This window comes from Bacteroides sp. MSK.20.12, from assembly GCF_019052435.1.
Lineage (GTDB): Bacteria > Bacteroidota > Bacteroidia > Bacteroidales > Bacteroidaceae > Bacteroides > Bacteroides xylanisolvens.
Genome location: NZ_JAHQVH010000010.1, coordinates 71,169 through 88,804 on the forward strand (window position 1 = coordinate 71,169; position 17,636 = coordinate 88,804).

General features: G+C 42.7%; 11 protein-coding genes. 7 read left to right on the forward strand and 4 right to left on the reverse strand.

All coding sequences use genetic code 11. The annotated features are described in order from the left end of the window. Positions 1-34 precede the first annotated feature (34 nt). The 4 genes from KTR06_RS07720 (at position 35) to KTR06_RS07735 (ending at position 7,139) form a co-directional block, all read left to right on the forward strand. Positions 35-2,308 (forward strand): GH92 family glycosyl hydrolase, encoded by a 2,274-nt coding sequence (locus tag KTR06_RS07720; protein ID WP_120067181.1) that lies wholly within the window; start codon positions 35-37, stop codon positions 2,306-2,308. Positions 2,309-2,338: 30 nt separating this feature from the next. After that, positions 2,339-4,495 (forward strand): GH92 family glycosyl hydrolase, encoded by a 2,157-nt coding sequence (locus KTR06_RS07725; RefSeq protein ID WP_120067180.1) that lies wholly within the window; start codon positions 2,339-2,341, stop codon positions 4,493-4,495. 78 nt (positions 4,496-4,573) lie between these two features. Further along, the gene (locus KTR06_RS07730) at positions 4,574-5,707 is read left to right on the forward strand and encodes a glycoside hydrolase family 130 protein (RefSeq protein WP_118194803.1); all 1,134 of its coding nucleotides are present in this window, start codon (positions 4,574-4,576) and stop codon (positions 5,705-5,707) included. Positions 5,708-5,756: 49 nt separating this feature from the next. Next, positions 5,757-7,139, forward strand: coding sequence for an SGNH/GDSL hydrolase family protein (locus KTR06_RS07735; protein ID WP_004301490.1), 1,383 nt, complete (start codon positions 5,757-5,759; stop codon positions 7,137-7,139). Between the two features lie 213 nt (positions 7,140-7,352). On the opposite strand, the gene KTR06_RS07740 is transcribed toward KTR06_RS07735, so the two are convergent. From KTR06_RS07740 to KTR06_RS07755, 4 genes are all read right to left on the reverse strand, one after another. Continuing rightward, on the reverse strand, positions 7,353-8,804 hold the full coding sequence (locus KTR06_RS07740; protein WP_087321471.1) for a TrkH family potassium uptake protein: 1,452 nt from the start codon (positions 8,802-8,804) through the stop codon (positions 7,353-7,355). A 20-nt stretch (positions 8,805-8,824) separates the two neighbouring features. After that, positions 8,825-10,165 (reverse strand): Trk system potassium transporter TrkA, encoded by a 1,341-nt coding sequence (trkA, locus tag KTR06_RS07745; RefSeq protein WP_004305310.1) that lies wholly within the window; start codon positions 10,163-10,165, stop codon positions 8,825-8,827. 1 nt (position 10,166) lies between these two features. Continuing rightward, entirely contained in the window at positions 10,167-12,071 is a 1,905-nt protein-coding gene (gene dxs / locus KTR06_RS07750) for a 1-deoxy-D-xylulose-5-phosphate synthase (protein ID WP_049701907.1), read from the reverse strand. A gap of 268 nt (positions 12,072-12,339) precedes the next feature. Beyond that, a complete protein-coding gene (locus KTR06_RS07755) occupies positions 12,340-12,477 on the reverse strand; it encodes a hypothetical protein (protein ID WP_153882607.1) in 138 nt (45 codons plus the stop codon). Between the two features lie 148 nt (positions 12,478-12,625). Between KTR06_RS07755 and KTR06_RS07760 the strand changes: the two genes are divergently transcribed. The 3 genes from KTR06_RS07760 to KTR06_RS07770 are packed head-to-tail and all read left to right on the forward strand — an operon-like array spanning position 12,626 to position 17,627. Then, positions 12,626-14,095 carry an RNA-binding domain-containing protein gene (locus KTR06_RS07760; RefSeq protein WP_120067179.1) on the forward strand — a complete coding sequence of 490 codons (1,470 nt, stop codon included), beginning with the start codon at positions 12,626-12,628 and terminating at the stop codon, positions 14,093-14,095. A gap of 26 nt (positions 14,096-14,121) precedes the next feature. Beyond that, positions 14,122-15,111, forward strand: coding sequence for a GSCFA domain-containing protein (locus tag KTR06_RS07765; RefSeq protein WP_217290164.1), 990 nt, complete (start codon positions 14,122-14,124; stop codon positions 15,109-15,111). Further along, positions 15,087-17,627 carry a bifunctional UDP-N-acetylmuramoyl-tripeptide:D-alanyl-D-alanine ligase/alanine racemase gene (locus KTR06_RS07770; protein WP_217290165.1) on the forward strand — a complete coding sequence of 847 codons (2,541 nt, stop codon included), beginning with the start codon at positions 15,087-15,089 and terminating at the stop codon, positions 17,625-17,627. The genes KTR06_RS07765 and KTR06_RS07770 overlap by 25 nt, the downstream gene beginning before the upstream one ends. The last annotated feature ends 9 nt before the right edge of the window (positions 17,628-17,636 follow it).

A 17,636-nucleotide genomic window follows, 5' to 3' on the forward strand; every position in this document is an offset into this window, starting at 1 on the left:
AAGTGAAATAGATGTAACACATAAAAAAATAACCATGAACAAGCTCATTTATTTAGTGATCTTCTCTTTTTTCTCAACAGGTATATATGCCCAAATGAAAGACCTTGTGCAATATGTCAATACACTGCAAGGTACCGACTCTCATTTCGGATTAAGTTATGGAAATACATATCCTACTACAGGTATGCCTTATGCCATGCATACGTGGTCTGCCCAGACAGGGAAAAATGGAGAAGGCTGGAAATATCAATATGCAGTAGATAATATCAGAGGATTCTGCCAGTCTCACCAATGCAGTCCGTGGATGAGTGATTATGCAGTGTATTCCTTTATGCCGATGGTGGGGAAATTAGTTGTAAATCAGGAGATGCGGGCAACGAAGTTCAGCCATGATAATGAAATAGCCAAGCCGCATTATTATAAAGTGATGCTGGATAATGGAATTACAACCGAGATGGCTCCAACTACTCGTGGTGTACATTTACGCTTTTCTTATCCCTCTACCGAAGACGCCTATCTGGTAATTGACGGATATACAGATATGAGTGAAATCAAGATTGATCCGGCAAAGAGACAAATCTCCGGTTGGGTGAATAACCAACGTTTTGTAAATAACTCTAAGACATTCCGTAGTTACTTTGTAGTGCAGTTCGACAAAGCATTTGAGGATTACGGTATGTGGGAAAATCAGAAAGATGAGATTTATCCTAAAAAGTTGGAAGGAGAAGGCAAAGGCTATGGTGCTTATATCAAATTTAAGAAAGGATCGAAAGTACAGGCAAAGGCTGCCTCTTCCTATATCAGCGCAGAGCAGGCTGTGATTACACTGAACGACGAACTGGGTAAAGATAAGAATTTGGAAGCCACCAAAATACGTGGACATAAAACGTGGAATGAATTATTGAACAGAATCCAGGTAGAAGGTGGAACAGACGAACAAATGAAAACTTTCTACTCCTGCCTGTTCCGTGCCAATCTCTTCTCACGCAAATTCTATGAACGTAAAGCAAATGGAGAACCTTATTATTATAGTCCTTATGACGGTAAAGTATATGACGGATATATGTATACAGATAATGGTTTCTGGGACACTTTCCGTTCTCAATTTCCATTAACTAATATTCTTCATCCTACTATGCAGGGACGTTACATGAATGCCTTGCTTGCCGCACAAGAACAATGCGGATGGTTACCTTCCTGGTCAGCACCCGGAGAAACAGGAGGAATGTTGGGTAATCACTCCATTTCATTATTGGCAGATGCGTGGGCAAAAGGGATTCGGACTTTTGATCCGGAGAAAGCTCTGAAAGCCTACGCACACGAAGCCATGAATAAAGGTCCTTGGGGAGGTGCCAACGGACGTGGTTTCTGGAAAGAATATTTTGAACTGGGATATGTTCCTTATCCGGAATCAATGGGATCGAGTGCACAGACAATGGAATATGCATACGATGATTTCTGTGGCTACCAACTGGCTAAAATGACCGGAAACAAACACTATCAGGAAGTCTTTGCCCGTCAGATGTATAATTATAAAAACGTATTCGATCCGTCTATCGGTTTTATGCGTGGAAAAGGCGTTGATGGTAAATGGCAGGAACCGTTTGACCCATTGGAGTGGGGTGGACCTTTCTGCGAAGGTAATGCCTGGCATTATACCTGGTCCGTATTCCATGATGTAGAAGGATTAATAGACTTGTTCGGAAGCGACCAAAGATTTACGACCAAAATGGATTCGGTATTCACCCTTCCCTGCACTATTAAACCGGGAACTTACGGAGGAGTGATCCATGAAATGAAAGAAATGGAATTGGCGGGTATGGGACAATATGCACACGGCAATCAGCCGATTCAGCACATGCCTTATTTGTATAGCTATGCCGGCCAGCCATGGAAAACACAGTATTGGGTACGCCAGATCGTTGAAAGATTGTATAATTCCACAGAAAGAGGATATCCGGGAGACGAAGACCAGGGTGGTATGTCATCATGGTATATCTTGAGCTCATTAGGCATTTATGCCGTTTGTCCGGGTACGGATGAGTATGTAATTGGTAGCCCGTTATTTAAGAAAGCTACTATAACGATGGAAAACGGCAATAAATTCGTGATTGAAGCGAACAACAATAGTAAAGAGAATCTCTATATCCAGTCTGCTACCTTAAATGGACGTGTGTTGGATAAGAATTTTATCAGATACGACGATATAGCAGACGGAGGAATTATCCGTTTTGAAATGGGAAGTCAACCGAATAAAGAACGATGTACGTCGAAGTATGCTGCTCCTTTCTCATTGTCGAAAGAATAAGAAACTAAAAAGATATAAGAAGAATACAGTATGAAAAATAAAATTTTAACAGGTTTATTATTGGTTTTGATTGGAGGGTGGGGGAGTCTCTCGGCGCAGAACGTCGGGAGTAATTATGCCCGTCAGGTAAATACCCTGATAGGAACGAAGGGCGTGGGTTTGACTTCGGGATATCTTTATCCCGGAGCCACCTATCCATACGGAATGGTGCAGTTCACCCCCTCTTATTTTTCCAAACGTTCCGGATTCGTCATCAATCAGTTGAGTGGTGGCGGTTGCGAGCACATGGGCAACTTTCCCACTTTTCCGGTAAAAGGTAAACTGAAGATGTCTCCGGACAATATCCTCAACTACCGCATCAATATTTCTGAAGAAAAAGGACACGCCGGTTATTATGAAGCAAAGGTGCAGGAAGATATTCATGCAAAACTGACAGTAACCGAAAGGACCGGTATGGCGAGTTATGAATATCCGGCCGATCAGCAATATGGTACGGTAATTATCGGTGGAGGCATTTCCGCAACTCCGATAGAGCAGGCCGCCATCGTTATTACTGCACCGAATAAGTGTGAAGGATATGCAGAAGGCGGTAATTTCTGTGGACTCCGTACACCGTATAAAGTCTATTTTGTAGCAGAGTTTGATACGGATGCGTTGGAATCGGGAACATGGAAAAGAGATGAACTGAAGCCGAACACGACTTTTGCTGAAGGAGAATACTCCGGAGTCTATTTTACTTTTGATGTAAATAAGAAGAAAAATATCCAATATAAGATTGGGGTTTCTTATGTATCAGTAGAAAATGCACGCGAGAATCTGAAAGCGGAGAATACCGGATGGGATTTCCTGCAGATTCAGAATCAGGCAGAATCCAAATGGAATCATTATTTGGGTAAGATTGAAGTAGAAGGAACCAATCCGGATCGTACCACTCAATTTTATACTCATCTGTATCGTTCATTCATTCACCCGAATGTATGCAGCGATGTGAACGGAGAATACATGGGAGCTGACTTCAGAGTGCATAAATCCCGTTCCAAGCACTATACTTCTTTTAGCAACTGGGATACCTATCGTACACAGATTCAACTATTGTCAATCCTTGATCCTGAAGTAGCCTCTGATATTGTTATTTCTCACCAATTGTTTGCCGAAGAAGCTGGTGGTGCTTTCCCGCGTTGGGTGATGGCTAATATAGAGACCGGCGTGATGCAAGGAGATCCGACTCCTATCCTAATATCCAATGCTTACGCTTTTGGTGCCCGCAATTATGACCCGAAACCGATTTTCAAAACCATGAGAAAAGGAGCGGAAGAACCGGGAGCAATGTCACAGGAGGTTGAGGCTCGTCCGGGACTGAAACAGTATTTGGATAAAGGATATTACAACGCTTCTATACAACTAGAATATACTTCCGCTGATTTTGCAATCGCACAATTTGCCTTACATGCCGTAGGAGATGAGTTTGCAAGTTGGCGTTATTTCCATTTTGCACGTTCATGGAAGAATCTGTATAACCCGGAAACCGGATGGTTGCAATCACGTAATCCGGATGGTTCGTGGAAACCACTGACTGAAGATTTCCGTGAATCGACCTATAAGAATTATTTCTGGATGGTACCATACGACATTGCCGGTCTGATAGAAATCATTGGAGGCAAAGCAGCGGCAGAAAAACGTCTGGATGAATTCTTTACCCGCCTGGATGCCGGTTATAATGATGCCTGGTTCGCTTCCGGCAATGAACCGAGCTTCCACATTCCCTGGATATACAACTGGGTAGGAACTCCCTATAAAGCACAGGAGATTATTAACCGTGTATTGAATGAACAATATTCAAGTAAAATTGATGGTCTGCCGGGCAATGATGATTTAGGGACGATGGGCGCCTGGTATGTGTTCGCTTGTATCGGTCTTTATCCCGAAATACCGGGAGTGGGAGGCTTTACGGTGAACACTCCGATATTCTCATCCGTGAAAGTTCATTTGAAGAAAGGGGATATGGTGATAAAAGGCGGTTCGGAAAAGAATATTTATATCAAGTCCATGAAACTGAACGGTAAACCGTATGACAGTACATGGATCGATTGGGATCAACTGAATAATGGGGCTACGATAGAATACACTACCTCGTCCAAGCCTGACGTGAAGTGGGGAACTAAAGTGACGCCTCCCTCTTTTCCTTAAAGCAAATCAACGAGGTATATGAATTTATGATATAAGATAATTTTGTAAGAGCACTTATTTATAACATCAAACGTGAAAATGAAAAGAAAACTACAAAACATAGCTTATCTACTGATGGCTGCCGCATTAATCACTTCCTGTGGCGAGAAGAAGCAAACAGCAGAGTTCCCGGATTGGGCGTGGGCAGATTTCCAGCGTCCGGAAGGTATTAATCCGATTATTTCTCCTGACACTACTACCTTTTTCTATTGTCCGATGAGACAGGATTCAGTAGCATGGGAAGCGAGTGATACGTTTAATCCCGCTGCTACTGTTTATGATGGGAAAGTAGTAGTCCTCTACCGGGCTGAAGATAACTCGGCAACCGGTATCGGATCACGTACCTCCCGTCTGGGATATGCCTCTTCTGACGACGGACTACACTTCAAACGAATGTCCGTACCTGTATTTTATCCGGCAGACGACAGTCAGAAAGAACTGGAAAATCCCGGCGGTTGCGAAGACCCACGTGTTGCTGTAACAGAAGACGGGCTTTACGTAATGCATTACACACAATGGAACCGCAAACAGGCGCGTTTGGCAGTGGCCACCTCGCGCGATCTTCAAACGTGGGAAAAACATGGACCGGCTTTCGCAAAAGCATATAACGGAAGATTCATAGATGAATTTTCCAAATCTGCCTCTATCGTAACCCAATTAATCGACGGCAAACAAGTGATTGCCAAGATTGATGGCAAATACTGGATGTACTGGGGAGAAAAGTTTGTGAATGTAGCCACTTCCACAGACCTTGTCAACTGGGAACCGATGTTGGATGAAAATGGAGAATTCCTGAAAGTGATGACTCCCCGCTCAGGTAAGTTCGACAGTGACCTGACCGAATGTGGTCCTCCTGCCATCCTGACTGACAAAGGAATCCTTTTATTTTATAACGGCAAAAATAAATCGGGCGCAGAAGGAGACACACTGTATACAGCCAACTCTTATTGCGCCGGACAAGCCTTATTTGATGCCAAAGATCCTACTAAACTAATCGATCGCTTGGATAAACCTTTCTATATTCCCGAATCAGACTTTGAGAAGAGCGGACAATATCCAGCCGGAACCGTATTTATAGAAGGACTTGTATTCCACAATCAGAAATGGTTCTTATATTATGGCTGTGCCGATTCACGCGTGGCAGTTGCCGTATATGATCCTCTCAAAAAATAAAGAAAACGTTCATAATGAAAATAACAGTTTATAAAATAGAAATTAAGACATGAAAAAACTTTTTGTATTGATTGCAGCGGCTTGTATGACATGTACTGCTGCGTTTGCACAAACTGTGAAACCTTTTAAGGAGGGTGAGAGAGCAGTGTTTCTGGGAAATAGTATAACGGATGGTGGTCATTACCATTCATACATCTGGTTGTATTATATGACCCGCTTTCCAGATATGCCTATCCGTGTTTTCAACGGTGGTATTGGTGGAGATACAGCCTATGATATGAACAAACGTCTGGATGGTGATATTTTTGCGATGAAACCTTCCGTGTTGATGGTTACTTTTGGTATGAATGATTCCGGATATTTTGAATATAACGGTGATAAGCCCAAAGAATTCGGTGAGCAGAAATATCAGGAAAGTATAAAGAATTACCAGCAGATGGAGAAACGTTTTAAAGATCTTCCTGATACCCGTATCGTGATGGTCGGAACTTCTCCGTATGATGAAACCGTACAACTCAAAGAGAATACACCGTTCAAGACAAAGAATGAAACCATCAAACGGCTTGTTGAATATCAGAAAGAATCGGCAGCTAAGAATAATTGGGAATTTACCGATTTAAATGCTCCTATGACAGCTATTAATCAGCAATATCAGCAGAAAGATCCTACCTTTACCCTTTGTGGCAGTGACCGTATTCATCCCGATAACGACGGGCACATGGTGATGGCCTATCTTTTCCTGAAAGCCCAGGGATTTGTAGGTAAAGAAGTAGCGGATATGGAGATTAATGCTAATAAAAAACAAGCCGTTAAGTCGGAAAATTGTACCGTTTCAAATATAAAGAAGAACGGAAAAGATTTGAGTTTTGACTATTTGGCAGAAGCTCTTCCTTATCCTTTAGATACTATTGCTCGTGGTTGGGGACAGAAAAAGAGCCAGGCAGAAGTGCTGAAAGTTGTTCCTTTTATGGAAGAGATGAACCGTGAAACGTTGAAAGTAACAGGACTGAAAGGCAATTATAAGTTGTTGATAGACGATGAAGAAATTGGAACCTGGAGTGGAGATGAACTGGCAAAGGGCATTAATCTTGCTGCTGAATCCAAAACTCCCCAATACCAACAAGCATTGACGGTGATGCACCTGAATGAATATCGTTGGGAAATTGAAAGAACATTCAGAGAATATGCGTGGTGTGAATTCGGCTTTTTCCAGCAAAAGGGATTGCTGTATGCTGACGACAGAAAAGCGATCGAGGTGATGGATGAAAACTTGGATAAAAACGTTTGGTTGAAGGGACGTCGTGATATGTATTCAAAGATGATGTTTGAAGCTGTCCGTGATGCTCGCCAACAGGAAATGGATGTTCTTATCAATAAGATTTATGAAATAAATAAGCCTGTTGTAAGAAAGATTTTACTTAGAAAGATATGATGTGATAACAGCGTAAAAATACGATAGAATACTCACCGTAATGAGAAAGAATTCTCACTATAATGAGAACTTTTTCTCATTGCGATGAGTATTTTTTCTCATTACAGTGAGTATCGTTGAGAATATATGAATAGATAAGTACTCTTTGTAATAGCTTGATAATGTATGTCTTATTGTAGCTTTTGCATTAAAGAGACTACCTTTATTGAATTCTTAATTCTTTTTCCAGAAATCGGAAGTGAAAAGTAGTAATACTGTAAACAATTCCAAACGTCCCAAGAGCATTAAAAAAGAAAGCAGCCATTTGGCGGCATCAGGCAATTGACTCCATGAAAAAGCCGGGCCGCATGTACCGAGTCCCGGTCCCATATTACCCATACTTGAGATAACCGTTCCGATTGATTCCAGAAAACCGACTCCCAGCCCCATCATGATAAGTATGCTGATGATAGCGATGACTGCATATAAAAAAGTAAAGGCCAATACTGTAGACTGGATGGAAGGAGAAATAACCTGTTTGTTAACTCGCACCGGGAGCACGGCATTAGGGTGAAGAATATGTTTGAATTCGTTTTTCACAACCTGAAACAGGATAACCATACGAATACATTTTATACCTCCTGTTGTACTGCCGGCACAGGCTCCGATTATCATCACTATTAGAAGGCATCCCCAAAGGATAGAAGGCCAAAGCATATAATCGGCTGTGGCAAATCCCGTAGAAGTTTGCAAGGAAATCACTTGGAAAAGAGATTTACGGAACGCTTCTTCTATCTCCATAGAAGAAGTCTGATGAAGCCAGACTGCAATAAATATAGTAAAGAAAGAGACACACCAGAAATAGAACTTTAGCTCTGCATCATGAATGAACTTCTTTATTTTTCCATTGAACATCAACAGTAATAGCGTGAAGTTGATGCCCGAAAGAAACATGAAAATAGAGATTACATAATCTATATAGGGTGAGTGATAATATTCGATACTTGCTTGTTTGGTAGAAAATCCGCCAGTGCTGGTTGTCGTGAAAGCATGGCATATACTGTCAAACACACTCATACCTCCAAATACTAATAAGACAATCAATGTTCCTGTCATTCCGGCATAAATACCCCAAATCCATTTGGCAGTGATACCAATACGGGGATGCACTTTGTCATGAGTAGGACCGCTGGCTTCTGCTGCGAACACCTGAATTCCACCCACACCGAAAATCGGTAGAACGGCAATGGTGAAGAATACAATACCCAAACCGCCTATCCATTGCGTCATAGCCCGCCAAAAAAGTATTCCATGAGGCATTGACTCTATATTATTCAAGATGGTGGCACCCGTACTGCTGAACCCGGACATCGTTTCAAAAAATGCATCCGTAACACTTGGAATATACCCTCCTATATAATAAGGTAACATTCCGAAAAGGGAAAAGGTGACCCATGCTACACTGACTATGACATATCCATCACGGCGATTCAGGGATTTCACTGCGTCTTTCCCGATGGCGAGCAACAGAATACCGATGCTAGTGGTAATAGCCGATGAAACCAGAAAACTCTGCAAGTCATTCTCCTTATAAAAAAGAGAAACACCCCCACAACATAATAGCATAACTGTTTCTATCAGAAGCAGAAAACCCAGAATCCGGAATATCATCTTCGAGTTAATCATATACAAGTATTTGTTAATACTTAGTTAAAGAACTTCTCAATCTTTTTAATCATCATGCTTAGGCAGAATACGACTACATGGTCGCCGGGGCGGATTTGCGTATCACCTGTCACCAGGATACCTTCTCCGTTACGGATCATTCCTCCGATGGTGGTGCCTTTGGGAAGTCCCAGGTCTTTAATCAGGTGTTTGGTTATTTTGGCCCCTTCCGGTACGGTGAATTCTGCAACGTCCGCATTGGCAAAAGTCAGGCATTTCACATTAGACACGTCGGCGTCCAGCATCATTTGGTAGATATGGCTGGCAGCAATCATTTTTTTATTGATAACTGTGCCGATGTCAAGACTCTCTGCCATACCGATATAGTCGATGTTCTCCACTTCTGCCACCGTCTTTTCCACTCCCATACGTTTGGCGGCGAGACAGGCCAGGATATTCGTTTCCGAGTTGCCGGTCAAGGCTACAAATGCTTCGGTATTCTTTAGCCCTTCTTCGATAAGCAGGTCCATGTCGCGACCGTCTCCGTTGATAATCATTGTTTTGTCATCCAGTAGCTCTGTCAGGCGGTTGCAACGGTTCAGGTCATTATCCACTATTTTCACCTGCATATAGTCCGGTACATATTGTGCGGTACGGACTGCGATACGGCTACCTCCCATAATCATTACATTGCGTACGTCGGCATAGTCTTCTTTGCCGGCTATCTTACGTATATAAGGAATGTATTTGCGGGTAGTGGTGAAATAAACAATATCATGCAATTTAATAACATCGTCTCCGCGAGGGATAATCGTTTCCGTTCCGCGTTTGATGGCTACTACATGGTAAGGAATGTTGGGACCGCCTAATTGGTGCAGCGGTATATTCAGGATTTCAGCCTTTTCGCGCATCTTCGTACCAATCAGAACCAGCGAACCTCCACAGAATTCCCACCATTGGCGTACCCAGCTCATGCGCATGGAAGATACGATTTCTTTAGCAGCCAGCATTTCCGGGTAAATCAGCGAATCTACTCCCAGCTTCTGGAAAAACTCTTTATTTTTGGGTAGAAGATATTCATAGTTGTCGATACGCGCCACTGTCTTTTTGGCTCCCAGGTTGGTGGCCAGCATACAGGCAGTCATGTTGCGGCTTTCGTCCGGTGTGACTGCGATAAACAGGTCGGCTTCTTTGACGCCCACTTCTTTCAATCCGGAGATGGAAGAAGGAGAAGCGGCAACAGTCAGCAAGTCAAAGTTGGCGCTAAGAGCACTTAGTTTCTCTTCGTCATCATCCATCAAGATAATATCTTGCTTTTCGCGCGATAACAGTTTGGCCAAATGGGTGCCTACGTTGCCGGCACCGGCAATAATAATCTTCATGTCAATTGATAAATTCTTTTATTTTAGTCAGAATCCCTTCTTCATCCATGCCGCACAGTTGGTATAGTTCGGCGACTGCCCCATGTTCTACAAATATATTAGGGATACCGATACGCTTCACGGTCGGTTTGTATTCGTTGTCTGCCATAAATTCGAGGACAGCGCTACCCATACCGCCTTTGATAATTCCGTCTTCGATGGTCAGGATACGTTGGAATTTGCGTCCTGCCTCATGCAACAACTCTTCATCCAGCGGTTTCAGGAATCGTAAATCGTAATGGGCGATGGACAGACCTAAATCTGCTTCTGCCCGGGTGATGGCACGGGTGGCTACGTTTCCTATCGGTCCGATAGTAATCACTGCAAGGTCGCTACCCTCTTTCAGTTTCCGTCCTTTTCCTACCGGAATTTCTTCCAGCGGACATTTCCAGTCTACCAGTACACCGCGTCCACGGGGGTAGCGGATCACGAACGGTCCCTTGTCCGGCAATTGTGCCGTATACATCAGGCGACGTAATTCGTGTTCGTCCATGGGGGAACTGATAGTCAGATTAGGGATCGGGCGTAAACATGCCATATCAAAAGCTCCGTGGTGAGTAGGACCGTCTTCGCCAACCAGTCCGGCGCGGTCGAGACACAAAACAACAGGAAGATTCTGAATCGCTACGTCGTGGATGATATTATCATGCGCCCGTTGCATAAAAGAAGAATAGATATTGCAGAACGGTTGCAGTCCGTCTTTAGCCATCCCTCCGGAGAAGGTAACCGCATGTCCTTCGGCAATGCCGACATCGAAAGCGCGTTTCGGCATTTTCTCCATCAGTATATTCATCGAACAGCCGCTGGGCATGGCGGGAGTGACACCGACAATCTTCGGGTTGGCTTCGGCAAGTTCCACCAGTGTATTTCCGAATACGTCCTGGAAAAGCGGGGGCATTCCTTCGGTGTTGGCAATGAAACGTTCGCCGGTGACGGGATCGAATTTGCCGGGAGCATGCCATTCGGTAGCGTGTTTCTCTGCCGGACCGAATCCTTTTCCTTTGATAGTGTGCAGGTGCAGGATTTTAGGTCCTTGCATATCTTTGATATCACGTAATACTCTTGCCAGGTTCTTTACGTCGTGTCCGTCTATCGGACCGAAGTAACGGATATTCATCCCTTCAAAAATATTCTGTTGCTGTGCCGCCATTGATTTCAGGCTATTTCCGAAACGGATGAGTGCTTTGCGGCGTTCTTCGTTTAAAATGCCAAGCTTGAACAGCATGCGCGAGAGCTTGAAACGTAGCTGATTATAGCGGTTGGAAGTCGTTAAGTTGAAAAGATACTGCTTCATGCCTCCTACGCTGCGGTCGATTGCCATATCATTGTCATTCAGGATAATGAGCAGGTTGTTCGACGTGGCAGATGCGTTGTTCAGTCCTTCAAAAGCCAGTCCGCCACTCATTGATCCGTCGCCGATAATGGCTACTACATGGCGTTTGGCGTCTCCTTTCCGGGCGGCTGCGACAGCCATACCGAGAGCGGCAGAAATAGAATTGGAAGCGTGTCCGCACGTGAAAGTATCATATTCGCTTTCTTCCGGAGATGGGAAAGGGCGGATTCCTCCGAGTTTCCTGTTTGTGGAAAATGCTTCACGGCGTCCTGTCAGAATTTTGTGGCCGTATGCCTGATGTCCCACGTCCCATACAATACGGTCGTATGGTGTATTGTAGACGTAGTGCAGAGCTACGGTTAGTTCCACGGTTCCCAGGCTGGCGGCGAAGTGTCCGGGGTTGCAGCAGAGTTCTTTAATAATGTCTTGCCTTAGTTCACCGCATACTTCCGGCAGTTGCTCTACGGTTAGTTTACGTAGGTCTTCGGGGTAATTGATGGAGTTTAACAAGTTATATGTTGGTTCACTATTCATGATTCTAGGAAATTTAGTGCAAAAATACGAAAAGAAAGTATATTCGACCTCCTTTTCGGCGAAAAACTTATTTTGTTTCCTACTGTCTAATCAGTCTGTAGTACCAATAATAAATGAATAAATGAGAGTAGGTTAACTATCCAGTTAATCTAAATGGTTACTTTTTATCAATGAACTAATCATTTTACATGTATGTCTTCTTGTTTTATTCCTTTAAATAATGGTTGGCACTCTTTGGCTATTTCATCCAATAATTGATTAGAAATATTCATTGATAGCTGATTTGTATGAATGAAATATTGTTCCAGTTCCAGTCGGTATCTATGATACTAAATAAATCAACTCCTTGTATGGATAGTATTCCGTTTTGGTTATCTGCTTTTAGGCTAACTTGTATGTTATTCATATTATGGATAATTATATTTTGCAGTTTGTTGGTTTGATTATCAGATAAAGACAAAGATAAGAAAGTTCTTTTGCTTCTCCAATTATTTGTCATATCTTTATTGTACTTTTGCTTCGAGAAAAAGTTTAAAAAACAATATATTCAATAGATGTCTATTAATGAACTTATAAACCAGTCTGAAGGTCGGCGTTTAGAATTTAAAGGTGAGCTTCCTACAAATTCTGATTTAGCAAAAACTGTAGTGGCTTTTGCCAATGATGCGGGAGGTGAAATTTATATAGGTATCAATGATAACCCGCGACAGATAATAGGGTTGTCAGAAGAAGAATTACCTCGTATTGAAGAGCAAATTAGTAATTTAATATATGATAGATGTTATCCGATTATATTACCTGAAGTCTCTTTTTTAACTATAGAGGACAAACACCTTATTAAAGTGTGTATTTATCGTGGAAGTATGCCCCCTTACTATCTTAAAGATAAAGGGAAGCTGAAAGGAACTTATATTAGGGTTGGTTCAACCAATAAACTAGCTGATGAAACAATTATTGCAGAGTTAGAGCGGAGACGGAGAAATATTTCTTTTGATAGTGAGGTTGTCATGGATAAGTCCGCAGATGAATTGGATATAAGTGGGTTTAAGTTACTCTACAAAGAGAAAACAGGTGAAGATTTAAATATTCAAGTACTTCGTAAACTGGAATTGGTTAAGACTGAACAGGATAAAGAATATCCTACAAAAGCTTTACTTCTATTTTCGGATGATAATTTGCGTAATTCTATGTTTCCGAATGCCAAAGTTGAATGTGCCCGTTTCAAAGGGACAGGAACGGAAGAGTTTTTAGATCAAAAAAGCATTATTGTCCACATTGGGTTACAGGCGGAAGAAACTTATAACTTTGTACTTCGGCATATTAATAAAGCAGCAAATATAGAGGGAGTATATACGGTTTCACGTTGGGAGTATCCAGTGAAGGCAATAAGGGAGATTATCCGTAATGCGATTGTACATAGAGATTATTCTCTGACAGGAAAAGATGTCAAAGTTGCCATATATGATGATATGGTTGAGATCACAAGTCCTGGTCTTTTACCACCCTCTATTGATTATTCGGCAATGGAGAGCCGCCAATCAGATGCAAGAAATAAAGTAATAGCTCCTGTGTTTAAAAGACTTGGCATCATTGACCAATGGGGTAATGGATTGAAAATGGTGGCTGAAGAAATGAAATCTTATCCTGAAATTGATTTATGTTGGAAGGAGGTTGGTTTGTCTTTTCAAGTACAGTTTATTAAAAAGAACTATCAGGAGAATATAAATATGGAAGATAGTGCCGATAATGAACGAAGACCGGCTCAATATACTACCCAACATACTACCCAACATACTACCCAATCTACTACCCAATACACTACCCAGAAATTAACAGAAGCCCAAAATATGATTTTAAGTTATCTAAGAGAACATCCGGAGGCCACACGGGCGGATTTAAATAGTCATATTGAAGGTATAACAGTCGATGGTATAAAATATAACTTGGCACGTTTACAGGAGTTGGGCTTATTAAAACGCGTAGGAAGCAAACGATATGGGTATTGGGTAGTGCTTGGAGAATAGTTTGAAATTTTTAAAGAGAAAATAATATGGATTTCCGTACACAAATAGAGTTACCTGTTGGTTTACCGCCTATTACTCATGCCGGACAAATACTCATGATGGGATCTTGCTTTGTCCAAAATGTAGGGAATTTTTTGAAAGATGCCAAATTTCAATTAGATTTGAATCCTTTTGGTATTCTTTACAACCCTTCTTCTCTTTCTGCTGTTCTGATTGAAATCTTAAAAAGAAAAGTATATAAGAAGGGTGACTTGTTTTTCCATAATGACCTTTGGCATAGTCCTATGCATCATGGTCTTTTTTCTGGACCTACCTTGGAAAGTACATTGCAGAATATCAATATTCGGCTGTTACAAGTTCATCAGGCTATGCAAAAACTTGACTGGCTGATGTTGACTTTTGGAACTGCTTATGTTTATGAGCAGAAAGAAACGGGAAAGGTAGTGTCTAACTGTCATAAACTGCCTGAGAATAAATTTAATCGTAGGCTTCTGTCTGTTGAAGAAATTGTAGAAGATTATACAGCACTCATCACCGAAATGGCCGCCCGGAATCCGGATCTAAAATGGCTGTTTACAGTCAGCCCGATCCGTCATATACGCGACGGGATGCACGCCAACCAGTTAAGCAAATCGACTCTGCTACTCGCCATCGACCGATTGCAACAACTGTTCCCGGAACGAGTGTTCTATTTCCCCTCTTATGAAATCATATTGGACGAATTACGTGATTATCGCTTCTATGCCGACGATATGTTGCATCCGTCTCCTCTGGCGATTCGTTACCTGTGGGAACGCTTCTCCGAAACCTTCTTTTCTCCTGAAACAAAGCAGGTTATCGTAGCTGTGCAAGACATCCGCCGGGACTTGGCGCACAAACCCTTTCATCCCGAGTCAGAAGCGTATCAACGCTTTTTAGGACAAATAGTGTTAAAAATAGAACGACTTATTGGAAAATACCCGTACTTAGATTTTCAAAAAGAAACAGAACTATGTCATATGCGATTGAATCCATAGCCAAAAGTATCGGTGCCCGCCGTGTGGGCAAACATAAAGCGACTATTGATTGGCTGCTAACAGACAGCCGCTCTTTGAGTTTTCCGGAAGAAACTCTTTTTTTTGCTTTAACTACCAAACGAAACAGCGGAGCCCGTTATATCCCCGATTTATATGACCGGGGCGTACGTAATTTTGTAATTACGGAAGAAGACTTTAAAGAAGTTGAGAATGGAGAGTTGAGAGTTGAGAGTTCTATGCAGCATGATGGTGCGCAGCCCACTCTCAATTCTCAACTCTCAACTCTCAACTTCCTCATCGTTCCCAATCCTCTGAAAGCTTTGCAGAAGCTTGCCGAAACACATCGTGATAAATTTAAGATCCCTGTGATCGGTATCACCGGCAGTAATGGAAAAACCATTGTGAAGGAGTGGTTGCACCAGTTGCTTAGCCCGGATCGTTGCATCGTTCGTTCTCCACGCAGTTATAATTCGCAGATCGGAGTCCCACTTTCTGTGTGGCAACTTTCTGAAGAAGCCGAACTGGGTATTTTCGAAGCCGGCATTTCCGAGATGGGGGAGATGGGAGCTTTGAAACGAATGATTAAGCCTACTATTGGTATTCTGACCAATATCGGTGGTGCCCATCAGGAAAACTTCTTCTCCTTGCAGGAGAAATGCATGGAAAAGCTGACGCTTTTCAAAGACTGTGATGTCGTGATTTACAATGGTGATAACGAGTTAATCAGTAATTGTGTCGCAAAATCAATGCTGACGGCACGTGAGATTGCTTGGAGCCGTACCGACATTGAACGCCCGTTGTATATCAGCCGTGTGACCAAGAAAGAAGATCATACCGTTATATCTTATCGTTATCTGGAGATGGATAATACTTTCTGTATCCCTTTCATCGATGACGCTTCCATTGAAAATGCACTGAATTGTCTGGCAGCTTGTCTTTACCTGATGACACCTGCCGACCAGATAACCGAGCGGATGGCCCGTCTCGAACCGATTGCCATGCGTCTGGAGGTGAAAGAGGGGAAGAATAACTGTGTACTGATTAATGATAGCTACAATTCAGACCTGGCATCATTGGATATTGCTCTCGATTTCCTTGTACGCCGCTCGGAAAAGAAAGGCTTGAAACGGACGCTTATCCTGTCGGATATACTGGAAACCGGACAAAGTACCGCTACGCTTTATCGGCGTGTAGCACAATTGGTACAGAGCAAAGGGATTAATAAACTGATTGGTGTAGGGCAGGAGATATCTTCTTGTTCCGCTCGTTTTGATGATGATCTCGAACGCTACTTCTTCCCTAATACAGAAGCACTCCTTGCATCCAATATACTTAAATCGCTTCATTCGGAAGTGATTCTGGTGAAAGGTTCCCGCGTGTTCAACTTTGATTTGGTATCCGAAACCCTCGAATTGAAGGTACATGAAACCATTCTTGAAGTAAATCTCGGAGCGATGGTAGCCAACTTGAACCATTACCGTTCTATGCTTCGCCATCCGGAAACAAAGATGATCTGTATGGTGAAAGCATCAGCTTACGGAGCCGGTTCGTATGAAATAGCCAAGAGTTTACAGGAACACCATGTCGATTATCTGGCCGTAGCTGTTGCTGACGAAGGTTCCGAACTCCGCAAGGCAGGCATTACCGCCTCTATTATCATTATGGACCCGGAACTTACCGCATTCAAAACCATGTTTGATTATAAACTGGAACCGGAAGTCTATAATTTCCATCTGCTCGACGCACTTATCAAAGCTGCGGAGAAAGAAGGAATCACCAACTTCCCCATTCATGTGAAACTTGATACAGGTATGCACCGTTTGGGCTTTGCGGTAGAGGATATTCCATTGCTTATCCGTCGACTGAAGAATCAGAGTGCGGTGATTCCCCGTTCTGTATTCTCTCATTTCGTAGGAAGTGATTCGTCGCAGTTCGACGATTTCACCCGCGGACAGATTGAATTGTTCGAGAAAGGTTCGCAAGAATTGCAGGCCGCTTTCTCTCATAAGATTCTCCGTCATATCTGTAATACGGCAGGAATCGAGCGTTTCCCCGAAGCACAGTACGATATGGTGCGCTTGGGAATCGGACTTTATGGAGTCAGCCCGATAGACAATTCGATAATACATAATGTAAGTACGCTCAAGACCACCATCCTTCAGATCCGGGATGTTCCTCAAGAAGATACGGTAGGATATAGCCGGATGGGGCATTTGGTACGCCCTTCACGCATTGCAGCTATTCCTATCGGTTATGCGGATGGACTGAACCGCCACTTGGGACGCGGTAACGCCTATTGCCTGGTGAACGGAAAGAAAGCTCCTTATGTGGGGAATATCTGTATGGATGTTTGCATGATCGATGTGACGGATATTGATTGTCGGGAAGGCGATCAAGCTATCATCTTCGGTGATGATCTGCCGATTACGGTGTTGTCCGATAAGCTGGAAACGATCCCTTATGAAGTGTTGACAAGTATATCGACACGGGTGAAACGGGTATATTATCAGGACTAATTTTAATGA

Excerpts from the sequence above, each read along its gene's own strand:
- KTR06_RS07720 (WP_120067181.1), top strand. The coding sequence starts at position 35 with ATGAACAAGCTCATTTATTTAGTGATCTTCTCTTTTTTCTCAACAGGT.
- KTR06_RS07725 (WP_120067180.1), top strand. The coding sequence starts at position 2,339 with ATGAAAAATAAAATTTTAACAGGTTTATTATTGGTTTTGATTGGAGGG.
- KTR06_RS07730 (WP_118194803.1), top strand. The coding sequence starts at position 4,574 with ATGAAAAGAAAACTACAAAACATAGCTTATCTACTGATGGCTGCCGCA.
- KTR06_RS07735 (WP_004301490.1), top strand. The coding sequence starts at position 5,757 with ATGAAAAAACTTTTTGTATTGATTGCAGCGGCTTGTATGACATGTACT.
- KTR06_RS07740 (WP_087321471.1), bottom strand. The coding sequence starts at position 8,804 with ATGATTAACTCGAAGATGATATTCCGGATTCTGGGTTTTCTGCTTCTG.
- trkA (WP_004305310.1), bottom strand. The coding sequence starts at position 10,165 with ATGAAGATTATTATTGCCGGTGCCGGCAACGTAGGCACCCATTTGGCC.
- dxs (WP_049701907.1), bottom strand. The coding sequence starts at position 12,071 with ATGAATAGTGAACCAACATATAACTTGTTAAACTCCATCAATTACCCC.
- KTR06_RS07755 (WP_153882607.1), bottom strand. The coding sequence starts at position 12,477 with ATGAATAACATACAAGTTAGCCTAAAAGCAGATAACCAAAACGGAATA.
- KTR06_RS07760 (WP_120067179.1), top strand. The coding sequence starts at position 12,626 with ATGTCTATTAATGAACTTATAAACCAGTCTGAAGGTCGGCGTTTAGAA.
- KTR06_RS07765 (WP_217290164.1), top strand. The coding sequence starts at position 14,122 with ATGGATTTCCGTACACAAATAGAGTTACCTGTTGGTTTACCGCCTATT.
- KTR06_RS07770 (WP_217290165.1), top strand. The coding sequence starts at position 15,087 with ATGTCATATGCGATTGAATCCATAGCCAAAAGTATCGGTGCCCGCCGT.